General features: G+C 71.2%; 20 protein-coding genes. 11 read left to right on the top strand and 9 right to left on the bottom strand.

Going from position 1 to position 21894, the window contains the following annotated elements; all coding sequences use genetic code 11:
• Positions 1 to 406: 406 nt before the first annotated feature.
• On the bottom strand, positions 407 to 871 hold the full coding sequence (locus tag Acy02nite_RS13245; protein WP_203740345.1) for a GNAT family N-acetyltransferase: 465 nt from the start codon (positions 869 to 871) through the stop codon (positions 407 to 409).
• Positions 872 to 1132: 261 nt separating this feature from the next.
• Between Acy02nite_RS13245 and Acy02nite_RS13240 the strand changes: the two genes are divergently transcribed.
• On the top strand, positions 1133 to 1876 hold the full coding sequence (locus Acy02nite_RS13240; RefSeq protein ID WP_203740343.1) for a YajG family lipoprotein: 744 nt from the start codon (positions 1133 to 1135) through the stop codon (positions 1874 to 1876).
• Positions 1877 to 1976: 100 nt separating this feature from the next.
• Here the strand turns inward: Acy02nite_RS13240 and Acy02nite_RS13235 are convergent, their stop codons facing one another.
• Entirely contained in the window at positions 1977 to 2426 is a 450-nt protein-coding gene (locus Acy02nite_RS13235) for a group II truncated hemoglobin (protein WP_203740341.1), read from the bottom strand.
• A 527-nt stretch (positions 2427 to 2953) separates the two neighbouring features.
• Here Acy02nite_RS13235 and Acy02nite_RS13230 point away from each other — a divergent pair.
• Positions 2954 to 4222 (top strand): erythromycin esterase family protein, encoded by a 1269-nt coding sequence (locus Acy02nite_RS13230; protein ID WP_203740340.1) that lies wholly within the window; start codon positions 2954 to 2956, stop codon positions 4220 to 4222.
• Between the two features lie 191 nt (positions 4223 to 4413).
• Positions 4414 to 5517, top strand: a complete 1104-nt coding sequence (locus Acy02nite_RS13225; protein WP_203740339.1) for an alpha/beta fold hydrolase — start codon at positions 4414 to 4416, stop codon at positions 5515 to 5517.
• A gap of 3 nt (positions 5518 to 5520) precedes the next feature.
• Here Acy02nite_RS13225 and Acy02nite_RS13220 read toward each other — a convergent pair whose 3' ends face one another.
• Both Acy02nite_RS13220 and Acy02nite_RS13215 read right to left on the bottom strand, forming a co-directional pair.
• Positions 5521 to 6021: a MarR family winged helix-turn-helix transcriptional regulator gene (locus Acy02nite_RS13220; RefSeq protein ID WP_203740338.1), complete on the bottom strand. Its 501-nt coding sequence runs from the start codon at positions 6019 to 6021 to the stop codon at positions 5521 to 5523.
• Positions 6018 to 7382, bottom strand: coding sequence for an MFS transporter (locus Acy02nite_RS13215; protein WP_203740337.1), 1365 nt, complete (start codon positions 7380 to 7382; stop codon positions 6018 to 6020). The genes Acy02nite_RS13220 and Acy02nite_RS13215 overlap by 4 nt, the downstream gene beginning before the upstream one ends.
• 99 nt (positions 7383 to 7481) lie before the next feature.
• On the opposite strand from Acy02nite_RS13215, the gene glgX reads away from it, so the two are divergent.
• Both glgX and Acy02nite_RS13205 read left to right on the top strand, forming a co-directional pair.
• A complete protein-coding gene (gene glgX, locus Acy02nite_RS13210) occupies positions 7482 to 9590 on the top strand; it encodes a glycogen debranching protein GlgX (RefSeq protein ID WP_203740336.1) in 2109 nt (702 codons plus the stop codon).
• A gap of 199 nt (positions 9591 to 9789) precedes the next feature.
• The gene (locus tag Acy02nite_RS13205; RefSeq protein WP_203740335.1) at positions 9790 to 10410 is read left to right on the top strand and encodes a Cap15 family cyclic dinucleotide receptor domain-containing protein; all 621 of its coding nucleotides are present in this window, start codon (positions 9790 to 9792) and stop codon (positions 10408 to 10410) included.
• Here Acy02nite_RS13205 and Acy02nite_RS13200 read toward each other — a convergent pair.
• The 5 genes from Acy02nite_RS13200 to Acy02nite_RS13180 form a co-directional block, all read right to left on the bottom strand.
• Positions 10400 to 11284, bottom strand: coding sequence for a nucleotidyltransferase domain-containing protein (locus Acy02nite_RS13200; protein ID WP_203740333.1), 885 nt, complete (start codon positions 11282 to 11284; stop codon positions 10400 to 10402). The two genes, Acy02nite_RS13205 and Acy02nite_RS13200, sit on opposite strands and share 11 nt — an antisense overlap.
• An 11-nt stretch (positions 11285 to 11295) precedes the next feature.
• Positions 11296 to 13500, bottom strand: coding sequence for a ThiF family adenylyltransferase (locus Acy02nite_RS13195; RefSeq protein ID WP_203740331.1), 2205 nt, complete (start codon positions 13498 to 13500; stop codon positions 11296 to 11298).
• Positions 13497 to 14426, bottom strand: coding sequence for a hypothetical protein (locus Acy02nite_RS13190; RefSeq protein WP_203740329.1), 930 nt, complete (start codon positions 14424 to 14426; stop codon positions 13497 to 13499). Before Acy02nite_RS13190 ends, Acy02nite_RS13195 begins: the two co-directional genes overlap by 4 nt.
• A 188-nt stretch (positions 14427 to 14614) precedes the next feature.
• Entirely contained in the window at positions 14615 to 15277 is a 663-nt protein-coding gene (locus Acy02nite_RS13185) for an aggregation-promoting factor C-terminal-like domain-containing protein (RefSeq protein ID WP_203740327.1), read from the bottom strand.
• Positions 15274 to 15660, bottom strand: coding sequence for a MerR family transcriptional regulator (locus Acy02nite_RS13180; RefSeq protein WP_203740325.1), 387 nt, complete (start codon positions 15658 to 15660; stop codon positions 15274 to 15276). The genes Acy02nite_RS13185 and Acy02nite_RS13180 overlap by 4 nt, the downstream gene beginning before the upstream one ends.
• Positions 15661 to 15726: 66 nt before the next feature.
• On the opposite strand from Acy02nite_RS13180, the gene Acy02nite_RS13175 reads away from it, so the two are divergent.
• The 6 genes from Acy02nite_RS13175 (at position 15727) to Acy02nite_RS47190 (ending at position 21687) form a co-directional block, all read left to right on the top strand.
• Complete coding sequence (locus Acy02nite_RS13175; protein ID WP_498063714.1) at positions 15727 to 16554, top strand: DUF72 domain-containing protein; 828 nt, start codon at positions 15727 to 15729, stop codon at positions 16552 to 16554.
• Between the two features lie 145 nt (positions 16555 to 16699).
• Positions 16700 to 16921, top strand: coding sequence for a DUF397 domain-containing protein (locus tag Acy02nite_RS13170; RefSeq protein ID WP_203740323.1), 222 nt, complete (start codon positions 16700 to 16702; stop codon positions 16919 to 16921).
• Between the two features lie 86 nt (positions 16922 to 17007).
• Positions 17008 to 18015, top strand: coding sequence for a glycoside hydrolase family 32 protein (locus Acy02nite_RS13165; protein WP_203740321.1), 1008 nt, complete (start codon positions 17008 to 17010; stop codon positions 18013 to 18015).
• Positions 18012 to 18437: a DUF1810 domain-containing protein gene (locus tag Acy02nite_RS13160; protein ID WP_203740319.1), complete on the top strand. Its 426-nt coding sequence runs from the start codon at positions 18012 to 18014 to the stop codon at positions 18435 to 18437. Before Acy02nite_RS13165 ends, Acy02nite_RS13160 begins: the two co-directional genes overlap by 4 nt.
• 71 nt (positions 18438 to 18508) lie before the next feature.
• The gene (locus Acy02nite_RS13155; protein WP_203740318.1) at positions 18509 to 19249 is read left to right on the top strand and encodes an ABC transporter ATP-binding protein; all 741 of its coding nucleotides are present in this window, start codon (positions 18509 to 18511) and stop codon (positions 19247 to 19249) included.
• Positions 19249 to 21687 carry an FtsX-like permease family protein gene (locus Acy02nite_RS47190; RefSeq protein WP_203740316.1) on the top strand — a complete coding sequence of 813 codons (2439 nt, stop codon included), beginning with the start codon at positions 19249 to 19251 and terminating at the stop codon, positions 21685 to 21687. The genes Acy02nite_RS13155 and Acy02nite_RS47190 overlap by 1 nt, the downstream gene beginning before the upstream one ends.
• Positions 21688 to 21894 lie beyond the last annotated feature (207 nt).

Genomic DNA, 21894 nt, shown 5'->3' with positions numbered 1-21894 from the left:
CGCCCATGAGCCGCCCGCCCATGACCACCCGCGCGAGCCGCCCGCGCGTGTCGCCGGTCCGTGACCGCCCGCGCGTGCCGCCGGTCCGTGACCGCTAGCGCGAGCCAGCCTGCGGCTCGGCCAGGCGGCGCGGCGCAGGGTTCCAGCTGGTGCTCATGGGCGTTATGAGGGACGAATAACGCCCATGAGCACCAGCTGGAACCGGGAGGCGCCTGGCGGCCCGGAGCGGGCCGGGGATCGCGTGGCGGGTCGCGGCGGGTCGCGCTGCGGTCCAAGGAGTGGGCCGGGGTCGCGTGGCGGGCTGCGGCGGGAGCGCGTGGCGGCCCGGAGTGGGCTGGGCGTGGCGGGGGCTGGGCGGGCGGGGGCCATGGGCGTACCGACGCGGGGGTTGGCGCCCGGGTGAGGGTCAGCGGGCCTTGGTGAGGTGGACCAGGGTGAGGTCGGGGCGGATCTGCTCGCGGTGCGTCTCCTCGTAGCCGTGACGTTCGTAAAGGTGGATGTTGACGCTGCTCAGGTGGCCGGTGAACAGCGCGAGCCACTCGACCTCCTCGGTGGCGGCGGCCTCGATGGCGGTGAGCAGGCGGGTGCCGATGCCGCGGCGCTGCATGTCGGGGGCCACGACGAGGCGGCCGATGCGCAGGACGGTGCCGTCGAGGCGGCCACGGACGGCGCCGACGATGCGGTGCCCGGCGGTGGCCTTCAGTGCCAGGCTGTCGGCGAGCTCGGCGGCCAGGTCGTCGAGGGGCTGCACCAGGGCGGGGAGGTGCGGATCGTCGTACAGCTGGGCCTCGGCGACGTAGGCAGCGAGCTGCAGGGTGAAGATCTCCCCGGTGTCGGCCGGCGTCACGGGGCCGATCTCGATCTCGTCCATCAGCCCATCATTGTCCTCCGGCGCGGCGTGTAGCCTCGGCATCGACGACTGTGGAGCCCGACCCCCGGCTGCGAGTCCGCGGCGCCGATGTCATGATGGCTTCACGTTACGTTCGGACATGCACTGCGGTCGCTGGCCTGCCGGGCGAGATCATCGTCACTCCGGGGTCGGGCCGGCGCGGCGGTACCGCTATTGTCGCGCGCAGACTGCGGGGGCGATCGTCGCTGTTCGATCGTGCCCGCCCTCAGACGGGGACGAACGATGAAGACTGTTACGCGCGCCGGCTTGGCCGCGCTCACCATTTCCGCCGCGCTGCTCTCCGGCTGCGGCCTGCCGAACGACCCCAACGCGCCGAAGCCGACGGCGTCCGTGTCGTCGGATCCGGCCGGCAACGGGGTCGAGGTCCTCTCCGGCAAGGGCGTCCTGGACAAGAGCCGGATCGCGCTCAGGTCGGCGAAGTCCTTCCACGTCAAGGGCGTGGTGAAGGAGGAGAAGGACCTGATCCAGCTCGACCTGAAGAACGCCGGCGACGACTTCACCGGCTCGTTGAAGTCCAGCGGCGCCACGATCGAGGTGCTCTCGGTCGCCGGCCAGAAGTACATCCGGCCGGACGCGAAGTTCTGGGAGCGGATGGACTCCACCGGCGCCACCGCGACGGCGATGAAGCAGCAGGTCGGCACCAAGTGGATCAAGCTGGCCGCCAAGGACGCGGACTTCGGCACGATCTTCGCCGCCGCGGACATCGACGCGATCCTGAACAGCGAGGGCGTGGTCACCAAGGGCGAGACCGAGGACGTCGACGGCGTGCCCGCGCTCGCGGTGCGCGACAGCGCGGACGCCGCGAGCACGCTCTGGGTGTCGACCCGCGGCGAGCCGTACCCGCTCAAGCTCGAAGGCCCCGCCGGCCAGGGCCTGACGTTCTCCGATTTCGGCAAGACATTCCCCGAGATCAAGGAACCCGCCGCGTCGGAATTCGTCGACCAGTCCAAGCTCGGGAAGAAATAAGAACAATTCGTCCGGTACGTCGTGGGCCGCGCTCCGGTGCCCGCCCACGACCCGGAAATGATCAATTCCTCGAGAACCAGAAGCAATTCGCGCGTACGCGTTATGCGGCCGGCCCCGACCACGACCAGCGCGGCATCGGAAGCCCCTCGGCGACTGCCGCCGTGGTCGGGAAAACGGCCGAGACCTCGCCCGCCGCGACCGTCATGTAATCGTGCAGCGCACGGCGCAACTCCGGATCCTCCGGCAGCGTGCTCGCCACCGCCTCGTCGAAGACCTCCCGGAACCGGGCCGAGAACGGGTCCTCGTCGCACTGGTTCGCATGGATCCGCAGCATGGCCGTGTGCCCGCCGTGCCGCTGCGAGAAGACCGGTGGCCCGCCGAGCACCTCACCCCAGTAGTCGGCGAGATGCCGCACGTGATCCGGGTTGTCCACGTGCGAGAACGGATGCTCCAGCAGCGGGTCGGCCAGGCAACGCGCGTGGAAGTCGGTCGCCAGCGTCAGCATGGCCGGCGCGCCGCCGGCGGCCTCGAAGAGCGTAGGGCGTCCCATCCGCCCATCATCGCAGCGCCCACCCCACCCCACACCCCCGCAGGCGTGCCGCAACGCCCCCACGCGCTCCGCAGCGCCTCCACGCGTGCCCGCGGCCCCGCGGGTGCCGGCAGCCCCGCGCGTGCCCGCAATGCCGGCACGTGCCCGCAATGCCCGCGTGTGCTGGCGGCCGCGCGCGTGCCCGCAGTGCAAGGGCGCGCCCCGCAACGCCCGCGCGTGCCGCGGCCTCGCACGGCGGGCCCAGTTCGCGGCGCTGCGAGCTGGGCCCGCGGTGCGCGCGGCGCGAGGTTCCGGCTGGTGCTCACGGTTGTTATGAGGGACGAATGACGACCGTGAGTGCCAGCCGGTAGCGGGACTCGCGCTGCGGCCCGGAGCGGGCTGAGCCTCGCGTGCGTGCGGACGAGCGAGGACTGTCCTCGGGTGGCGGGGCGTGGGGTGCGGGTGGGCGTTGTGGGGGCGTACCGGATAAGGGGTGGGGTGCAAAGGTCGGAGGTATGGGGGTGGTTGCGTTGGGTAACCACTGAGGAATGATCCGATACCGGGACGAGGTACGGTCGATCGCGCGTGAGCTGCGGGATCCGGGGGATCTGGAGATCCTGCTGGACCGGGCCGCGTCGGCACGCGTAGTGATGATCGGTGAGGCCACGCACGGGACGCACGAGTTCTACGCGTGGCGGTCGGCGCTCACTCAGCGGCTGATCGAGGAGCGCGGGTTCAGTTTCGTCGCCGTCGAGGGGGACTGGCCCGACTGTGAACGGGTGAACGAGGCGGTGCGGGGCGGGCCGGGTGCGCCGGACGACCCGCGGTCGGCGTTGGTGCGGTACGACCGCTGGCCGACCTGGATGTGGGCGAACGAGGAACTGGTCGACTTCACCCGCTGGCTGCACGGGTTCAACCGGACGCGGCCGCCGGACGACAGGGTGGGGTTCCACGGCCTCGACGTCTACTCCCTGTGGCAGTCGATGCGCGAGATCCTCACCTGGCTGCGCGAGCACGATCCGGACCTGGCGCCGGTCGCGCTGGAGGCGTACCGCTGCTTCGAGCCGTTCAACGAGGATCCCAACGCGTACGGATGGTCCACCCAGTTCGTGAACGCCACCTGTGAGCACACGGTGGTGCGGATGCTCGCCGCGCTCAGCGACCGTGACTTCGGGGTGTGGCAGAACGCGGCGGTCGTGGCGGGCGCGGAGAGTTACTACCGGACCATGGTGCGGGGCGGGCCGGACGCCTGGAACGGCCGGGACCGGCACATGGACGAGACGCTGGATCGGCTGCTCACCCGGTACGGCCCGCGCTGCAAGGCGGTGGTCTGGGCGCACAACACGCACATCGGTGACGCCCGCGGCACCGACCAGGTCGATCACGGGGAGTTGACACTCGGGCAGCTCGCGCGCGACCGCTTCGGCTGGGACGAGGTGCTGCTCGTCGGGATGGGGTCGTTCCGCGGCAGCGTCGTGGCCGGGCCGCAGTGGGGTGACCCGGCGGAGGTGATGGGGGTGCCGCCGGCGCGCGGCGGTTCGCTCGAGGAGATCCTGCACCTGGCCGCGCCGGGTAAGGCGCTGCTCGTCTTCCCGGCCGGCGACGACCGTCCGGAAGTGCTCACCACCGTGCTGCCGCATCGGGCGATCGGGGTCGTCTACCGCCCGGAGCGCGAGCGTTGGGCGAACTATGTCCCGACCGTGCTGGGTGATCGGTACGACGCGTTCCTCTGGTTCGACGAGTCGCACGCGCTGCGGCCGCTGCACACGCTACGGGTGAACGCGCACGAGCCGGAGACGTACCCGAGCGGTGTGTAATCACAATTGAAGGAACGATTAAATCGATCTTTGCAATGACGCGCGCCCATCAACCTAGTGACGTGCGCGGATACCTGAAAAGCCATCATTCTCTGGCCGGGAATGCGCTTCGCGGTGGTGTGACCCGCATTACGCTGTGCATTCATCCGATCATCCACATCGGATCATTTCCCACGGAGAACGGGGTGTCCATGAACAAGATCGTCCGCCTGCTCCTCGCCGCGTTGCTGAGCGCGTGCGGGGTGACCGTCGCGGCCGCCCGACCGGCGACCGCGGCGCTGGCGTCGGGTTACGTGCTGACCAGTTCGGCCGCCACCCTTCCGGCCGAGCTGTCCGCCCTCGCGACCGGAAAGCGCGTTCAGTACCTCTCCACCTCGATCACCGGCAGCACCGTCACCTCCACCGGGCTGATCCTCACCCCGAAGACCGGGAAGAAGAACAAGGTCGTCGCCTGGGCGCACGGCACGACCGGCATCGCGTACCAGTGCGCACCCTCGACCAACCAGGGCGTCTTCTGGGAGGAGGCGCGGATCGCGGTGGCCGAGCTGCTCAGCCGGGGCTACACGGTCGCGGCGACCGACTATCCCGGGCTCGGGTCGGGCGGGCAGCACCCGTACCTGATCGGGGCGAGCGAGGCACGCGCGATCATCGACAGCGTCAAGGCGGCGCGGAACCTGGACGCGGCGCTGAGCACCTCCTACGTCATCGACGGGCACTCGCAGGGCGGCCAGGGGGCGCTGTTCGCGAGCCAGATGGCGCCGTCCTACGACGGGAACCTGGTGCTCAAGGGCACGGCCAGCATCGCACCGCTGTCCAACGCCGACGCGATCGCGCCCTACATCCCCGGCACCCCGGCGCAGGGTTACCTGGTGATGGCGTTGTACGGGCTGAACGCCGTCGACCCGAGCGTGCAGCCGATGACCATCCTCGCCACCCCGGCCAAACTCAAGGTCGGTGTCCTGTCGACCGGGTGCCTCAACGAGATCCTGGCCGCCTACCAGAACTTCACCCCGTCGCAGCTGGTGGTGAACGGGGTGGTGCCGAACTACGTGCTCGCCAAGCTCGCCCAGTACGACAATCCGGCACAGACCGCCCCGACCGCGCCGATCCTGGTCGTGCAGGGCACCAACGACGACGCGGTTCCCTACGACATCACGGCTGACCTGCTGATCCCGCAGTTGGAGGCGTACGACCAGCCGGTCCAGTTCGAGCCGATCCAGGGGGCCACGCACGACTCCGCCGTCATCCAGTCGGCGGACCTGGTCGCGGACTGGATCACCGCCCGCTTTTCCTAGGCCTTACTCCCGAAATGGGTGCTGTGGCCCGGCGGCCGCCCTCGCCGGGCCACAGTCCCGTCCCTCGTCGGCGGACGGCGAACCGGTCACCGCGGCGAGGATCCGGGCGAGCGTGGCCAGGTCGCCGGCGGGCAGGGCGAGCAGTTCCGGCGGGGGAGTCCCGAGGATGCGACCGGCCCGGCGGGCGGCGTCGTGCCCGGCCGGGGTCAGGGTGACCAGCCGGGACCGCCCGTCGGCCGGGTTCGGTTCGCGCAGGACGAGGCCGCGTGCCTCCAGGTCCCCGGTGATCACCGTGGCGTAGGGCGGGTCGCAGGCCAGCATGGCGGCCAGCCCGCGCAGCGTCAGCGGACCGGTGGCGAGCAGGCCGAGGGCCTTGACCCGGACGAAGCTCAGGCCCAGCGTCTCGCAGACCCGCGTCTTCGCGTCGTGCTGCTCGGTGACGAGCGCCCGCATGGCCCGCCACGCCCGCTCGGCGTCCGAGGGTGGTTCCGCAGCGGCGGTCATGCCGGGACGCTTTCCGGATCGCGGGCGCGGCTGCGCGCCCAGGCTCCCGTGCTGACCTGGCCGAGCAGGAACACTGCCACGCCCAGCCCGACCAGGATCCACCAGCCCGCGTGCGCGTTCCCGGAGGCCAGCACCGCCCCGATGACGGCGACGCCGAGAGCGCTGCCGACCTGCCGGCTGGTCGAGGCGATGGCCGCCGCCACGCCGGCGCGTTCGCGGGGCATGCCGGAGACCGCCGTGTTGGTGATCGGCGTATTCACCATCCCGAAGCCGACCCCGAACAGCAGGTAGCCGGCGAGCAACTGCCAGACCGGGGTGTCCGGCCCGGCCCAGGTCAGCGGCAGCATGCCGAGCGCCATCGCGAGGCCGGCGATCTGCAGGGGCAGCCTGGTGCCGCGGGCGCCGACGAGACGGCCGCTCAGCGGGGAGAACGCGATGTTCGCGACGGCCAGCGGCAGCGTGTAGAGGCCGGCGGTCAGCGCCGACAGGCCCCGCGTCTCCTGCAGGTAGAGCGTGTTCAGGAAGAGGAACCCGCTGAGCGCGGAGAACGCGCAGATCGCGATCACCACCGCCCCGGAGAACGGCGGGCTGCGGAACAGGCCGAGATCGATCAACGGTTCCGCGCGGCGCGGCTCCCACCACAGCAGGCCGCCGAGCGCGGCGAGGGCGACGGCGAAGCAGCCCAGGATCTCCGGCGAGGACCAGCCCGCGCCGGGCCCCTCGATGATCCCGAACGTGACCCCGGCGAGCAGCAGGAAGACGAGGATCTGGCCGGCCGGGTCGAGCCGGCGGGCTTTCGGCGCCCGGGACTCGGGGACGAACAGCGCGGTGAGGATCAGCGCCGCGACGCCGATCGGCACGTTGATCCAGAAGATCGAGCGCCAGCCGAGGCTGTGCACCAGGACGCCGCCGACGACCGGGCCGAGCGCCAGGCCGAACCCGTTCACCGCGCCCCACGCGCCGATCGCCCGGGCCCGTTCGCGCGGCTCGGTGAAGGTGTTCGTGATGATCGACATGGCGACCGGGTTCATCATCGACGCGCCGATCGCCTGGAGCACCCGGAACGCGATGAGCCAGCCCAGGCCCGGCGCGATGCTGCACAGCAGGGACGCGACGGTGAAGACGGCCAGGCCGCTCTGGAAGACGCGGCGGCGGCCCACCCGGTCGGCGATCGACCCGGACAGCACCAGGAGGCTGGCGATGACCACGGCGAACGCGTCGATGGTCCACTGCAGCCCGGAGACCGAGGAACCGAGATCCTGCCGTACGGCCGGCAGGGCGATGTTCATGATGGTGACGTCAAGGCTGATGATGAGCAGACTCAGGCAGCAGATCGCCAGGATCAGGTAGCGGCGTGGCACCAGTTGGTTGTACCCGTACAACTAACAGATGACGCGCGGGATCCTGGTCACATCGACACGGGGTTTTCGAGCGGACACGATGTGGGCATGGTGGGCGGCATGAAAATCTGGCCGGGCAATCCGTATCCGCTGGGTGCGACCTATGACGGCGGCGGCACGAACTTCGCCATCTTCAGCGAGGTGGCGGACCGGGTCGAGCTGTGCCTGTTCGACGACGAGGGCAACGAGACCCGCGTCGACCTCCCCGAGCGGGAGGCTCTCGTCTGGCACGGCTACCTGCCCCGGGTCACTCCCGGTCAGCGGTACGGTTTCCGCGTGCACGGCCCGTACGACCCGTCCCAGGGGCTGCGGTGCAACCCGAGCAAGTTGCTCCTCGATCCGTACGCGAAGGCGATCGACGGCGACTACCAGTGGGACCAGGCGCTGTTCTCCTACAACTTCGGCGACCCGACGTCCTACAACGATGCCGACTCGGCCCCGTTCGCGCCGAAGTCCGTCGTGATCAACCCGTTCTTCGACTGGGGCAACGACCGCCCGCTGAAGGTCCCGTTCCACCAGACGGTGATCTACGAGGCGCACGTCAAGGGCATGACCAACAGCCACCCCAAGATCCCCGACGACGTACGGGGCACGTACTCCGGCCTCGCCCACCCGGAGATGATCAAGTACTTCAAGAAGCTCGGCATCACCGCCGTCGAGCTGATGCCGGTGCACCAGTTCGTGCACGACAGCGGCCTGGTCGAGCGCGGCCTGCGCAACTACTGGGGTTACAACACCATCGGCTTCTTCGCCCCGCACAACGGTTACTCGTCGTTCGGTGGCGGCGGTGGCCAGGTGCAGGAGTTCAAGTCGATGGTCAAGGCCCTGCACCAGGCCGGCATCGAGGTCATCCTGGACGTGGTCTACAACCACACCGCCGAGGGCAACCACCTGGGGCCCACGCTGAGCTTCCGCGGCATCGACAACCCGGCGTACTACCGGCTCGTCGACACCGACAGGCAGTACTACTACGACACCACGGGCACCGGCAACAGCCTGAACGTCCGGCACCACGAGTCGTTGCGCCTGCTGATGGACTCGTTGCGGTACTGGGTGACCGAGATGCACGTCGACGGTTTCCGCTTCGACCTGGCCGCGTCCCTGGCCCGCGAGTTCCACGAGGTGGACCGCCTGGCCGCGTTCTTCGACCTGGTCAACCAGGACCCGGTGGTCTCGCAGGTGAAGCTGATCGCCGAGCCGTGGGACGTGGGCGACGGCGGTTACCAGGTCGGCGGCTTCCCGCCGAACTGGACCGAGTGGAACGGGAAGTACCGGGACTCGGTCCGCGACTTCTGGCGCGGCGAGCCGTCCAGCCTCGGCGAGTTCGCGTCCCGCTTCACCGGCAGCTCCGACCTGTACGAGATCGACGGCCGCCGCCCCATCGCCTCGATCAACTTCGTGACCGCGCACGACGGCTTCACCATGCACGACCTGGTGTCGTACAACGAGAAGCACAACGACGCGAACGGTGAGGGCAACCGCGACGGCGAGAGCCACAACCGCTCGTGGAACTGCGGCGCCGAGGGCGAGACGGAGGACGCCGAGATCATCGTCCTGCGCGAGCGCCAGAAGCGGAACTTCCTGGCCACCATGCTGCTCAGCCAGGGCGTGCCGATGCTCCTGCACGGCGACGAGCTGGGTCGCACGCAGCAGGGCAACAACAACGTCTACTGCCAGGACAACGAGCTGAGCTGGGTGGACTGGGAGAACGCGCGCGAGGAGGACGTGCTCACGCACTTCGTCCGCGCGCTCACCCAGCTCCGCGCCGAGCACCCGATCTTCCGCCGCCGCCGCTTCTTCACCGGCGAGGTCGCCGACGGCAACAAGCTCCCCGACATCGCCTGGCTGCGCCGCGATGGCGAGGTGATGACCGATGCCGACTGGAACACGCGCAGCGGCATGACCATGACGGTCTTCCTCAACGGCCACGGTATCCCGGAACGTGACGCCCTCGGTGAGGAGATCACCGACGACTCGTTCCTGCTGCTGTTCAACCCGCTGAACGACGACGTGTCGTTCACGCTGCCGCCCGAGGCCTACGGTCCGACCTGGGAGATCGTCGCCCACACCGCGGACCCGCTGCTGGCCCGCAAACGTAAGACCACCCCGTTCGGCAGCCGCGTCGACGTCATCCGGCACGCCATGGTGGTCCTGCGCTGTCGTTACTGACACCCATCAAGAACATCTTGCGGTACGAGGATAGGGCGCCCGTGGCCAGGCGACACGACCAAGCCCCGTGAGTGCCCGCGCGACGCCGCCTCCCCCACGGAGGCGGCGCGCGTCCCGCTTCCCGGCTGGTGCGTGCTCACCGCCGTACCGGGAAATCGGGTTTCTGGCAGTTGGGCGATCCATCCAGGACAATGCGGGAATGAAGCGGGCGGTCATCATCCGGGTGGTTGCCGCCGTGGTGCTCGCGGTCTTCGTCGCGGGCGCCTGGCTGACGAACGGCCGGCTCGATCTCGGCTGGGTCCGCTTCTTCTCGACCGCCGTCCTGGCCGCCACGCTGCTGCTCGGCGCCTGGGATCTGTGGCTCTGGCGGCTCCCGGTCGTCCAGCGGATCCCGGGCGTGCCGCGGCGGCTGCGCGGCACCTGGCAGGGGACGCTCACCTCGTTCTGGATCGATCCGGCGACCGGAACCCTGCTGCCCCCCAGGACGGTTTACCTCATCGTGCACCAGACCGCGACCCTGATCTCGGTCAAGCTTTACACCGACCAGTCGCGGTCGTCGTCGTCCATCGCCGACCTCTCCGTCGTCCACGGTTCGTCAGTGCTGTCCTACGTCTACCTCTCCCGGCCTCACCTGGAGTATGCGAAGGAGAGCCCGATGCACCACGGCACGACGGTGCTGGACGTCTCCGGCCACCCGCCGTCCCGGCTGACGGGGCGGTACTGGACGGATCGCGACAGCAAGGGCCAACTCGTGTTCGAACGCCGGCATCACGAGCTGGCCGACGACTACGACGAGGCGAAGGGCTACTTCACGCCGTAGACCACTCGTCCCAGGTCCTGCGCAGTGCCCTGACGAACGCGGCGGCGTCGTCCACCGTCCACGGGTGATGGTCCCCGAACAGCTTCATGATCCCGTTGACGCAGAGGAACCCGGACAGGTCCCCGGCGTGCCGCTCCAGCCAGTCGAGACAGGCCGGGAACGCCACGGCGAGCGGCTGTGCGAGCACCTGGTCCTCGACGTTGGAGATCAGGCACTCGACGAAGTAGGACGGCACCCGCCCGGCGTCCTTCCCGGCGTGCGACCGCGCGTTCTTGACCAGCCTGACCATGGGCTTGAACCGGCCACCGCACGCGCGATCCTTGCGCTTGCCGTTGGCCAGGTGCTGCTCCGGGAAGTTGACGATCGGCCGGCCGTGGCCGTCCTGGAAGTAGACGCCCTCCTCGTACTCCTCCGGCCCGATCGCGGGGAAGTCGCGGTACTGCCGGTATTCCAGAGCGGCGACGACGTCGGCCGGCACCCGCAGCAGCGAGTCCCAGTCCTTGATGTCGATGCACTTCGCGCCCTGCGTGGCGAAGTACCGGTTCTGCAGGGTGGCCAGTACGGCGGCCCGGAACTCGGGCAGGCGGTACGAGGTGTCACCGTACTTCTCCCAGAACCGCTCGCGTGCGGCGTCCCCGAGCGCGTCGATCCGCTCCTCGAACGGCATCCGCAGCTGGATCACCAGGTCGATGTCGCTGCTGCCGCGGATGTTGGTGTGGTTGGGGTAGGAGCCCTGCTCGATGATCCGGTAGGTCAGGCCGGTCAGCCGCTCGCCGGCGTCCAGCGCCTCCCTGATCACGGTGGTCGTCCAGTCGGGCTGGAATCGGCCACCCCGCTCGGCCCAGGTGCGCAGGATGTCGTCGGGGATCGCCACGGGGTCTCCGATCAGGGAAGGGTCAGCTCGGCGAAGATGTCGGGCCGCCCGCGGCCGCGGAGCCACTGCCGCCAGACCTCCACGGTCCCGCCGGCGATCACCATCAGCGACGGCGCTCCCGTGGAGACGAGCAGCTTGGCGGCTTTCCCATCGGCCTTGCTCGGCCCGGCGGCCTCCATCGGGTGGGTGTGCCAGGCGCCGACGTAGCCGACGAGTCCGTGCGTCCGCCGGCGCCGCGCCTGGACATAGCCGTCCACCGAGCGCGGGTTCATGGTCAGCTGGTGCGCCTCCGCCCGGCTGTCCGGCGGCAGGCTGTCGGCCTCGGTGACCCAGACGACCCGGGCACCGTGATCGATCTGGCCGAGCAGGACCCCACCGGTCTCGCAGAGGGGCCCGCGCTCGTCGGCCATCCGCAGCGTCTCGATCCGCATGGCGGCCAGCGACTCCGGCGTGAACCGGACCTGGTAACCGTGCCCGTTCTCGTGCTGGACGAGGTCGTCGAGCCAGAGGAAGCGGCGTCGCCCGGGCACGGTCTCGAACTCGCCCGGTAACCGCATCACACTCGCGAACCGCCGCGGTGTCACGGTCTGCGGATCGTCGTCCCGCTCGGCGGCGCCCAGAGCGGCGAGACCCTCGTTGAGCAGGCCCCCGGCGAAGATCGCCAGGTCGGCGGCCGATCCGAGGTAGGTGGGATCGGAACAGCCGGGCTCCGGCTGGAACACGTCGGCGCGAGGCGGGTCGGGGAAGAAGTCGTCGAGCACGTCGGCGAGATCGTCGTCGGCGGCCGCGGCCAGTCCCAGCCGGCGCAGCAGATCCGCGCCCGCACCACTGGCGCCGGGCCGGGCCAGCGTCACGAATCCGCTGTCGCATCGGTGCCCGACACCCATCGAGAGCAGCGGTGGCAGGCTCGCACCGGCCATCGACCAGGTGCGCTCGAGACTCGCGGCGACCGAGGGGCTCGCGGTCGCGTCGATGATCAGGTCGGCATCGGTCAGGTCGGCCGCCGCCAGCGTCACGGCGTCGGTGACCGCGGCCTCGACCGTCATTTCCGGAGCGATCGTGCGCAGCCGCTCGCCGAGAGCCACGACCTTCGGCCAGCCGATCTCGGCGTACGAGTACGGCTGCCGGACGAGGATCCCGGGAGTCACGCCACCGGTGTCGACCAGCCGTACGGTCGTCGCGCCGGCCCGGGCGCAGAACTCGGCGACCGGCGCGCCCAGCCCGCCGCAACCGAGCAGCAGCACCCGCTTGCCCCTCAGCCAGGCGACCGGCCGTTCGGTGTCCCGCCGGGTCGCGATCCGGGGACGCTGGTCGAAGACCTCCATCCACGCCAGCTCTTTTCCGGATTGCACCTCCCAGACAGCGAGGTGCGCCACGGTGGCCCGGGACGCCGACCGGTGCGGCGCGGGACTGCCGAGAATGATCAGGTTCAGTGGCCGGGCGTCCGTCCCGGGCGGCGGCCCGATCCACCACGACCGGTCGTTCTCCACCCACGCCTTGCGGAACCGATCGCCGGAGACACCTTGCTCCCTCAGCAGGCTCACCAACTCGCCGAGTTCGGTGGGATAGTCGAATCCGACCGGCCGCGGCAGCACCAGCATCGGTGCCAGGAAACAGCGTCCCGCGGGCAGATCCCGCGGCGGCCGTGCGGGCAGTTCCGGGAACCACCGCCGGACCTCGTACCGGTTCCCGCCGACCGCCTCGACGGCCGCCCATTGATCCGCGCCGTCGTCGGGAAGGTCCGGGCGAACGATCAGGTGGCCGGGGGAGATGCGCTTGTTGGTCAGCGGCGGATGCCAATTGACCTGCGGCCCCGCGAGGCTGCCGTCGGCCAGCGCGCCCAGCCACCGGACGAGCCGGCTGATCAGCCCGTGCATGCCCTGGCTGGGATGCCACTCGTTCGCCGCCAGGTAGAGGCAGAGCGCTCGCCCCCACATGACGTTCGGCCGGCCCGCGAAGCGCCGGTGCGGAATACCGACGTCCGGTTTCCGGAACGGGAACAACTCGGGGATCAGCAGGTCGAACGACTCCCGGTCATGGAGGTCGGCCAGCGCGTTCTCCCTCGCGCCGCCGGTGCAGTCGACGCTCACCCGGACGGCGAGCTCGCCCCGCGCGGAGGCGCCGACGTCCTGCAGGCGCACCCGGCCCTCGGTGACCACCTCGATGTGCTGGAGTTGCCGCAGTGCCTGCCACTGACCTTCGGACAGTTCGCTCATCGGCAGCCGAACGTGGTGGACACCGCCGGGGTTTGCTGTGTCCTGTCCAGGAGCCCCGTAGTCGTCACCAGCGCAACCGGACCGACCGGGGGATCCGGCGGCGGATCCGGGACGGCCGGGCGCGCCCGGAGGACTCGGGCCGGCAGGTCCACGGAGGTCATCTCCGGGACGGCCCGCACGATCGCGGCCAGCTCAGCCGGGGCCGGCGGGTCGAGGGCGCCGTGCCCCAGGACATCCGGCAGCGGCGCGCACCACGCCGCGATACCGCTACCGGCGCAGCAGAGCGTGCCCAGCGCCCGCAACCGTTCACCGAGCGCGGCGATCGACCCTCCATGCCTGGTGGACAGCCACCCGGTGACCGTGGCGGCCATCATCTGGGCCGGCACGGCCGGGATTCCGCCGAGGTCGACGATCAGGGTGGTGCCGCCGGCTCCGGGTACCGCGGTCGCCCAGGCCTCGTCGAGCGCCGCGGCCACCGTGTCCATGCTCGCGCAGTCGGACGGCCGCCAGCTCTTGCTGATCAGCTCCCAGTTGCCGGCGCCGAGCCGTTCGGCCACGAGTGGCTCGGCGACCGTTCGCCACGCGGCGGCGGTGCTCTCCGCCTCCGGTCCGCTGACGAGCACGGGGGCAGGGTGGTCCCGCTCGGCGAGGACCCGTTCGGCCCGGCCGGTGGAGTCGGTGACCAGGGTCCGGACCCGGGGCCGTGCGCCGGGTTCCCGGCTCTGCCCGATGGTGATCGTCCGCTGAGGGACGGGGTCAGATCCGCCGGTGCCGCCTCCGCCGGGGTTGCAGTGGGGACACGTGCGGCCGGTGACCCGGATGACGATCGTCGCGCCGCCCTCGACCTCGACGTCGCAGCTCGTTGCACAGTCGGGACATCTGCCGGAGAAGCTTTGCGGCCGCGCGGTGCGATAGGTGACAGTCATGGGACCCGCCGATCATGCTGTGACGCTCCGGCTACCCACCGTATCGAAGGGATCGGCGGGTGGCTATGCCACGTTGATCGACGCTTGTGCTCGGCGGAGCACCAGCCGGAAACCCGGCGGCGCGTCCGCGGCCCGGGGCTGCGGATCAGGCCGCGTCGCGACGGTGCGGGACGCGGCTCACGACGTACCTAATAGTTGTTGTACTGCTCGGAATGGCTCCAGGCGCCGCACGGCGTCTTGTAACGCTTCTTGATGTAGTCCAGGCCCCATTTGATCTGGGTCGCCGGATTGGTCTTCCAGTCGGAGCCGAAACTGGCCATCTTCGACCCGGGCAGCGACTGCGGAATGCCGTAGGCGCCGGAACTGCGGTTCTCGGCGCGGTAGTTCCAGCCGCTCTCCTTGTTCCACAGCTTGTTCAGGCAGGCGAACTGATCGAGACCGAAACCGGCCTGCACGGTCAGCGCGCAACCGACCGCGCGGCTGCCGCTGAATTCGCTGCAGGAACTGGGAATCGGGCCGGCGAAGGCGACCGGTCCGCTGTTCGCCTTCTGCTGCGCGGCTTTCTTCGCCGCGGCGACACTCTTGTCGAGGTTCTCCGCATATCCCGAGGCGGCCTTCGCGACCGACTCGGCTTTCTCCGTGGCGACGCCCTCGGCGACGGTCACCCGGGAGCGGGCCGCGGCGTGCGCGTTCTGACGATTCTTGAGGAACAGCATCTCGTTCGTCTCGGCCTGCTCCGCGTCGAGCACGAACCCGGTCTGCGGCGGCCGCTGCTCACCCAGATAGGCACCGCCGGTGATGCCGGCGAGCAGGACAAGGACGGACGCGCCACGGATCACGTGCCGGGTCACTGGGCCTCCTTCAAGCCGGCCTGGCGAACGGTCTCGGCACGGTACCAGGCGATCTTCTCGCGCACGCGCTCCTGTTCCCCGCGCAGCTGGGCGACCTTCTCGTCGATCTCCCGGTCGTGCTCGGCGAGCAGCTGAACGCGCTGCTCAGCGGCCTCGTCCCCGTCGTGCAGCAGCTCGGCGAAGCGCCGCAGCCGGGCGATCGGCATGCCCGAGTCGCGCAGGCAGCGCAGCAGCCCGATCCGCCCCAGGTCGTCGTCGGAGAACACCCGCTGGCCGCCGGTGGTGCGCTCGATGCCGTGCAGCAACCCGATCCGCTCGTAGTAGCGCAGCGTGTCGATGCTCACCCCGAGTTTCCCCGCGACCTCGCCCGGTGAATAAGGCATCGATCATCCCTCCCCGTCCGAAAGGGCGACGGTACCGGATACGGTTCACCGGTGCGATCCGGAGTCATGGCCCTGCACGTGGGCTGCGCGATGTGGTCCCTGAAGGCATGGCAGAGCCGTTTCGCTCCCGGCGACAAACTCCGGGCGTACGCGGAATGGTGCAACGCGGTCGAGGGCAACACCACCTTCTACGCCGTTCCGTCGCGCGCGACCGTCACCACCTGGGCCGAGCAGACCGGCCCGGATTTCCGGCTGCTCCCGAAGATTCCGAAACGCATCACGCACGAGCTGCGACTGACCGGCACCGACGAGGATCTGCGCGTCTTCCTCGACGCGATCGAGCCGCTCGGCCCGCGTGCCGCCGCCCTCTGGATTCAGCTTCCCGGGTCCTTCGGCCCCGCCGACCTCGCTGTTCTCGCACGCTTCCTGCGTGATCTGCCGACCGATTTCCGGTACGCCGTGGAAGTCCGCCATCCCGACTTCTTCACCGATCCGCGCCGGTTGGAGGAACTGCTCGCCCAGCACCGCGCCGAGTGGGTTCCGTTCGACACCACCGCGTTCTTCGCCACGCCCCCGACCAGTGACGCCGAACGCGACGCGTGGATGAAGAAGCCCCGCATGCCGCGCCGCGACACCGCGCTCACCGACCGTCCGATCGTCCGATATCTGGGCCGTGACGACCCGGCGCGGACCGTGGCCGGCTGGCAGCCGTGGGTGGAGACGGTCGCCGGCTGGCTGCGCGAGGGGCGCTCGCCGACGGTGTTCGTGCACACCCCGGACAACGCCGACGCGCCGGCGCTGGCCCGCCTGTTCCACGACGAGGTGCGCGCGAAGGTGCCCGGCCTGCCGGCGCTGCCCGTGCCGGTCCCGCCGGAGCCGACGACGCTCTTCTGAGCGCACGTTGCTGATCTGAGGGCAGGTTGCTCTTGTGAGCGCACGTTCCGCCGCACGTGCAATAACGTGCCTATCTCAGGATAAGTCGGATCACGGACAGTTTCGCCCTCGGCCGGGTGCGGAGAATGTGCCCCGGAGGTGCGAGATGGCAGAGAAGACCTATGCCGCGACGTTCGACCGGAGCACGGTGGCCTGGCGCCGGAGCAGCCGGAGTTACTCCGACAACTGTGTCGAGGTGGCCGACCTGCCCGACGGCGGCCGGGCGGTCCGCGACTCGAAGAACCCGGACGGGCCGATTCTGTTCTTCACCCCGTCCGAGTGGGCGGCGTTCGTCGGCGGCGCCAAGGACGGTGAATTCGACAACTGATTGGCACCGTGCGGTCTGGCGCCCGCGTCCCCGTGGTGTTACGCAGAGGCATGGACGTTGGACCGGCTGCAGGGCTACGGCCCCGGATGCACTTCACCCCGCGCGACGGCCGGGTCGGCGACCTCTTCGGGGTGCTCCGGGTGGACGGGCGATACCAGCTGTTCTACGAGCACCGGACCACTGACGAGCGGGCCGCGGGCTGGGGCTCCGCCGTCTCGGACGACCTGGTGATCTGGCGGGAGCGCGGGACCTCGGCGGCGCCGGGCGCGCCGGGTGACCCGCGGTGCGGCTCGGTCGTGGACGGGCCGGCCGGGCCGGTCATGTTCCACTCCCGGGCCGGCGAGGGCGTCTGGCGGGCCACCTCCGGTCCGGAACTGGACGGCTGGCGGGCCGAGCCGGCGCGACCGGTGCTCGGCGCCGACCCGGCGGGGTTCGCCGGCCTGCGGGACCCGTTCGTCTGGGCGGTCGACGGCGGCTGGCGGATGCTGGTCGTGGCGTCACCGGCCACGGGCGGGTCCGCGGTCCTGCAGTACCGGTCGGCCGACCTGCTCACCTGGGACCACGACGGCGTGCTGACCACCGGGGAGACCGCCGGGTGGCGATGCCCGCGGCTGTTCGAGCTGGACGGCGCGTGGGTGCTGTTCGTGGCGGGCGTGGCTCCGGCGTACGCCATCGGCTCCTATGACGGTCTTGATTTCGTCCCCCGGGTCTGGGGAGTGTTCGAGCACGGCAGTCTCGGCCCGGTCACGCCGTTCCTGGACGCGGCCGGCCGGCGCTGCTTCGTGGCGCGGGTCAGCGAGTCGTCGTGCAGCGTGCCGTGGATCCTGACGCTGCGCGACGAGCGGCTGATCGCCACCCCGCACCCGCACCTGGACAAGTTCCTGGTCAACGGCGTCGCCGGGCTGACCGCCTCGGACGGGACGGTGCGGGACCACGGCGACGTGATCCTGCGGATGCCGGCCGGCGGCGAGACCACGGTGCTGGCCGACGCCGACCTCGTCGAGGTCACCGTGGAGGGGGTCAGCGGGCTCGGCGCGGCGCGGCGGGTGTTCCCCGGTGACCCCGGCGCGCACATCGCTAGGCTCGCGGAATGAGTGATCTGGACCGGTTCGTCAGCGCCCAGGACGGGGTGTTTGAGCGGGCGCTCGCCGAGCTGGCCGCGGGCAGCAAACGCTCGCACTGGATGTGGTTCGTGTTCCCGCAGGTGGCGGGGCTGGGGTCGAGTCCGACGGCGCAGACCTACGCCATCCGGGACCTGGCCGAGGCACGCGACTACCTGGCGCATCCGGTGCTCGGGCCGCGGCTGGTCGAGTGCGCGCGGACGCTGCTCGGGGTCGAGGGGCGGACGGCGGCACAGATCTTCGGGTATCCGGACGATCTGAAGCTGCGCTCGTCGATGACGCTGTTCGCCGAGGCGGCGGCCGAACCCGGCGTGTTCCGGCAGGTGCTGGAGCGGTACTACGACGGGCCGGATCCCCGTACGCGGGAGATCCTGGGGGTTTCCGGTCCGGGGTAGTGCTGGCCCTACCTCGAAGACTCACGTGAGCGGTAGTGAGAAGGCGCGGCGGATCGGCCAGGCTCTTCGGCATGGAACCTCTGCTCGACCTGCGTGGGGTCCGTCGCCGGCACGGCCGGGGCGCCGCGGCGGTCACCGCCCTCGACGCGCTCACCCTTGGCTTCGGGGCGGGCACGTTCACCGCCGTGATGGGCCCGTCCGGCTCCGGCAAGAGCACGCTGCTGCAGTGCGCCGCCGGCCTGGACAAACCGGATGCCGGCACGATCACGCTGGACGGTGTCGAGCTGACCACCCTCTCCGAGACCGAGCTGACTCTGCTCCGGAGGGACCGGATCGGCTTCGTGTTCCAGTCCTTCAACCTGCTGCCGTCGCTGACCGCGGAACAGAACGTCGCGCTCCCGCTGCGCCTCGGCGGCCGCCGGCCGGGCCGCCGCCAGGTGCGCGACATGCTCGCCGCCGTCGGCCTCGCCGAGCGCGGCGGCCACCGCCCCGCCCAGCTCTCCGGCGGGCAGCAGCAGCGCATCGCGATCGCGCGGGCGCTGATCACCCGGCCCGCGGTGCTCTTCGCGGACGAGCCGACCGGCGCCCTCGACTCGTCGACCGGGCGCGGCGTGCTCGACCTGATGCGCGACATGGTCGACCGGCACGGCCAGACCATCGTGATGGTCACCCACGACCCGGTCGCCGCCTCCCGCGCCGACCGGGTGGTCTTCCTGGTCGACGGCCGGGTCGCCGCCGACCACCCGGCGATGCCCGCGCCCGCCGTCGCCGACCTGATGACCGGCCTCGAGTCCGCTCCGGCGGTGCGCTGATGCTGGGCCTGGCCGTGCAGACGCTGCGGGCCCGGTGGGCCGGCCTCGCCGGGGTGCTCGTGGCGCTCGCGCTCGGCGTCTGCCTGCTCACCGTGACCGGGCTGGCGATCGCCGCGACGATCGGCCGCCATCGCGCCCCGGTGTGGTTCTCCGGCGCGGCGCTGGTCGCCGTCCCGCCGGACACCGTCACCGTGCGGTTCGGGTCGGGCGACGGGGCGTTCGACGCCACCAACACCGCCGGTGAGCGGCCGCCGATCCCCGCGGAGGCCGTGACGCGGTTGTCCGCGCTGCCGGGCGCGGTGGTGGACCGGCGGATCCCCGTGATGATCGGGGACAGCCCGGCCGACGTGCACCCGTGGGCGAGCACCACGCTGCATCCGGCCTCGCTGACAGCCGGGCGCCCGCCCGCGGCGGAGGGCGAGGCGGTGGTCACCGTCGCTTCCGGGCAGCAGGTCGGTGACCTCCTGGAGGTCCGGACTGCTGGGGCCACCGCCACCTGGAAGGTCACCGGCGTGGTGACCGGGCCGGCCGCCGTCTACGTGACCGACGCCTCGGCTGTCGCGCTCGCCGGGGGTCGCGTGGACGCGGTGGCGTTCCGGGACGGCGGGGCGGCCGAGGCCGTACGGCGGAGTGGTCTCGAATCGCTGACCGGTGACCGTCGTGCCCTGGCCGAGCCGGACCCCGACCGTGACGCGCTGACCGACACGATCGCGCTGCTCGGGACGTTCTCCGGGCTCGCCGTCCTGGTGTCGATCTTCGTGGTGGCGGGGACGTTCGCGTTCGCGGTCAGCCAGCGGCGGCGGGAGATGGCGCTGCTGCGGGCCGCCGGCGCGACACCCCGGCAGGTGCGGCGGCTGGTGCTCGGCGAGGCGGCTATCGTGGCCGTGGTCGCCGCGGCCGCCGGGAGCGCCCTCGGGATCGTGGCCGCGCCGTGGTGCGGGGGCTGGCTCATCGGCCACGGGCTCGCGCCGGCCGGCTTCGACGTCGCGTTCAACGGGTGGGCGGTGCTGTGCTCGGCCGGTGCGGGCCTGGTCATCGCCATGATCGGCACGTGGGCGGCGGCGCGGCGGGCCGGGAAGGTGCGCCCCATCGAGGCGCTGCGCGAGGCGGCCCTCGACCGGCGGGTGATGACCGTCCCGCGGTGGATCTTCGGGCTGCTCCTCACCGGCGGCGCGATCGCGACGGTGGCCGCCGGCGGGTCCGTTGCCGGGGAGGACGGGATCGCGCTGACGTTCTTCTCGTCCTACCTGGCGCTGATCGCTGTCGTCCTCTTCGCGCCCCTGCTCGCGCCGCTGCTGATCCGGGCGCTGACCGGCCCGATCCCCGGGGTGACGGTGCAGATCGCCCGGAGCAACGCGCTGACCGCCGTTCGCCGCACCGCGTCGACGGTCGCACCGGTGCTCCTCACGGTCGGGCTGGCCGCGACCCTCCTGTCCGCGACCACGACCGCCCAGCGGGCCGAGCAGTCCGCCGCACGCACCCGCATCACCGCGTCGTCGCTGGTCAGCGCCATCGACCCGGTCGGGGTGCCGGTCCCGGCGGTCGACACCCTGAGCCGCGTCCCCGGCGTGACCGCGGCCGTCCCGGTCCGCTCCAGGTCCGCGTTCATGCCGACCGGGGACAGCGTCGAGCTGATCACCGCGGAGTATGTCGGGGCCGGCATCGAGCAGGTCTGGCAGCTGCCACCTGAGGTCCGCGACCTGCGTACCCCGGGAACGGTCGTGATCAGCGCCGACCTGGCCCGCGCCCGCAACTGGCACGTCGGCGACGAGATCCAGCTGTGGCAGGCCGACACGACACCGCTGCGTCCCCGCGTCGTCGCCGTCCTCCCGCCCGCCCTGGACCTCGGCCTCACCGTGCTCCTGCCCTATCCGTCCGCCGCTTCGCCGGCCGGCCCCTCAGCTGTCGGCGCCGATGCCGTCTACCTGGCCGGAGCCGGCGATCCGGGACTGATCGCGGCCGCCGCAGGCCCGGCGGGTCAGGTCGCGACCCCGGACGCGTACTTCGCCGGCCAAGCCGCCGAGGCCAACCGGATGAACAACCTCGCCATGGTGGCGCTGCTCGGCCTGACCCTGCTCTACACCGCCATCGCCATCGCGAACACCCTGGTCATGTCGACGGCGGACCGCGCCCGCGACATCGCCGTCCTGCGCCTCGGCGGCGCCACCCCACGCCAGGTCCTGACGGTGATCGCCGCCGAGACCGGCACGGTGGTCACGCTCGGCGTCCTGCTCGCCGCCGCGGTCACCGCCGCCATGCTCGCGGGGCTCCGCTCCCGGCTGGCCGAGCTGGTCACCACCGCGGAGATCGCCGCGCCGTGGGCGGTGATCGCCGCGGTCACCGGGGTCTGCGTGCTGGTCGCCTTCGCGGCGAGCCTGATCCCGGCCGCGCTGCTCCTCCGGACCCCGCCCACGGCGCTGGCCGCCCTCCGCGAGTGACGCGCTGGCCGCTCCGCGAGTAACGCGCCGGCCGCCCTTCGCGAGCGAGTAGCCGGTGGTTGTCGTGGCCAGGCGCCCGGATCCGTGGGCCGGGGCTCGCGCGGTCGTGGACCGGAGTTCCGCTGTGGCGCGTACTGCTCGGTCGTGCTCGCCCACCACCGGGCGCTCGCGGGCCCGCGACGCGACTTGTGGGCTCAGCCGCATCGG

Origin of the sequence: Actinoplanes cyaneus, from assembly GCF_016862095.1 — a bacterium.
Lineage (GTDB): Bacteria > Actinomycetota > Actinomycetes > Mycobacteriales > Micromonosporaceae > Actinoplanes > Actinoplanes cyaneus.
Note: the sequence above shows the minus strand (reverse complement) of the source record. Positions and strands in the feature narration are given on the sequence as shown.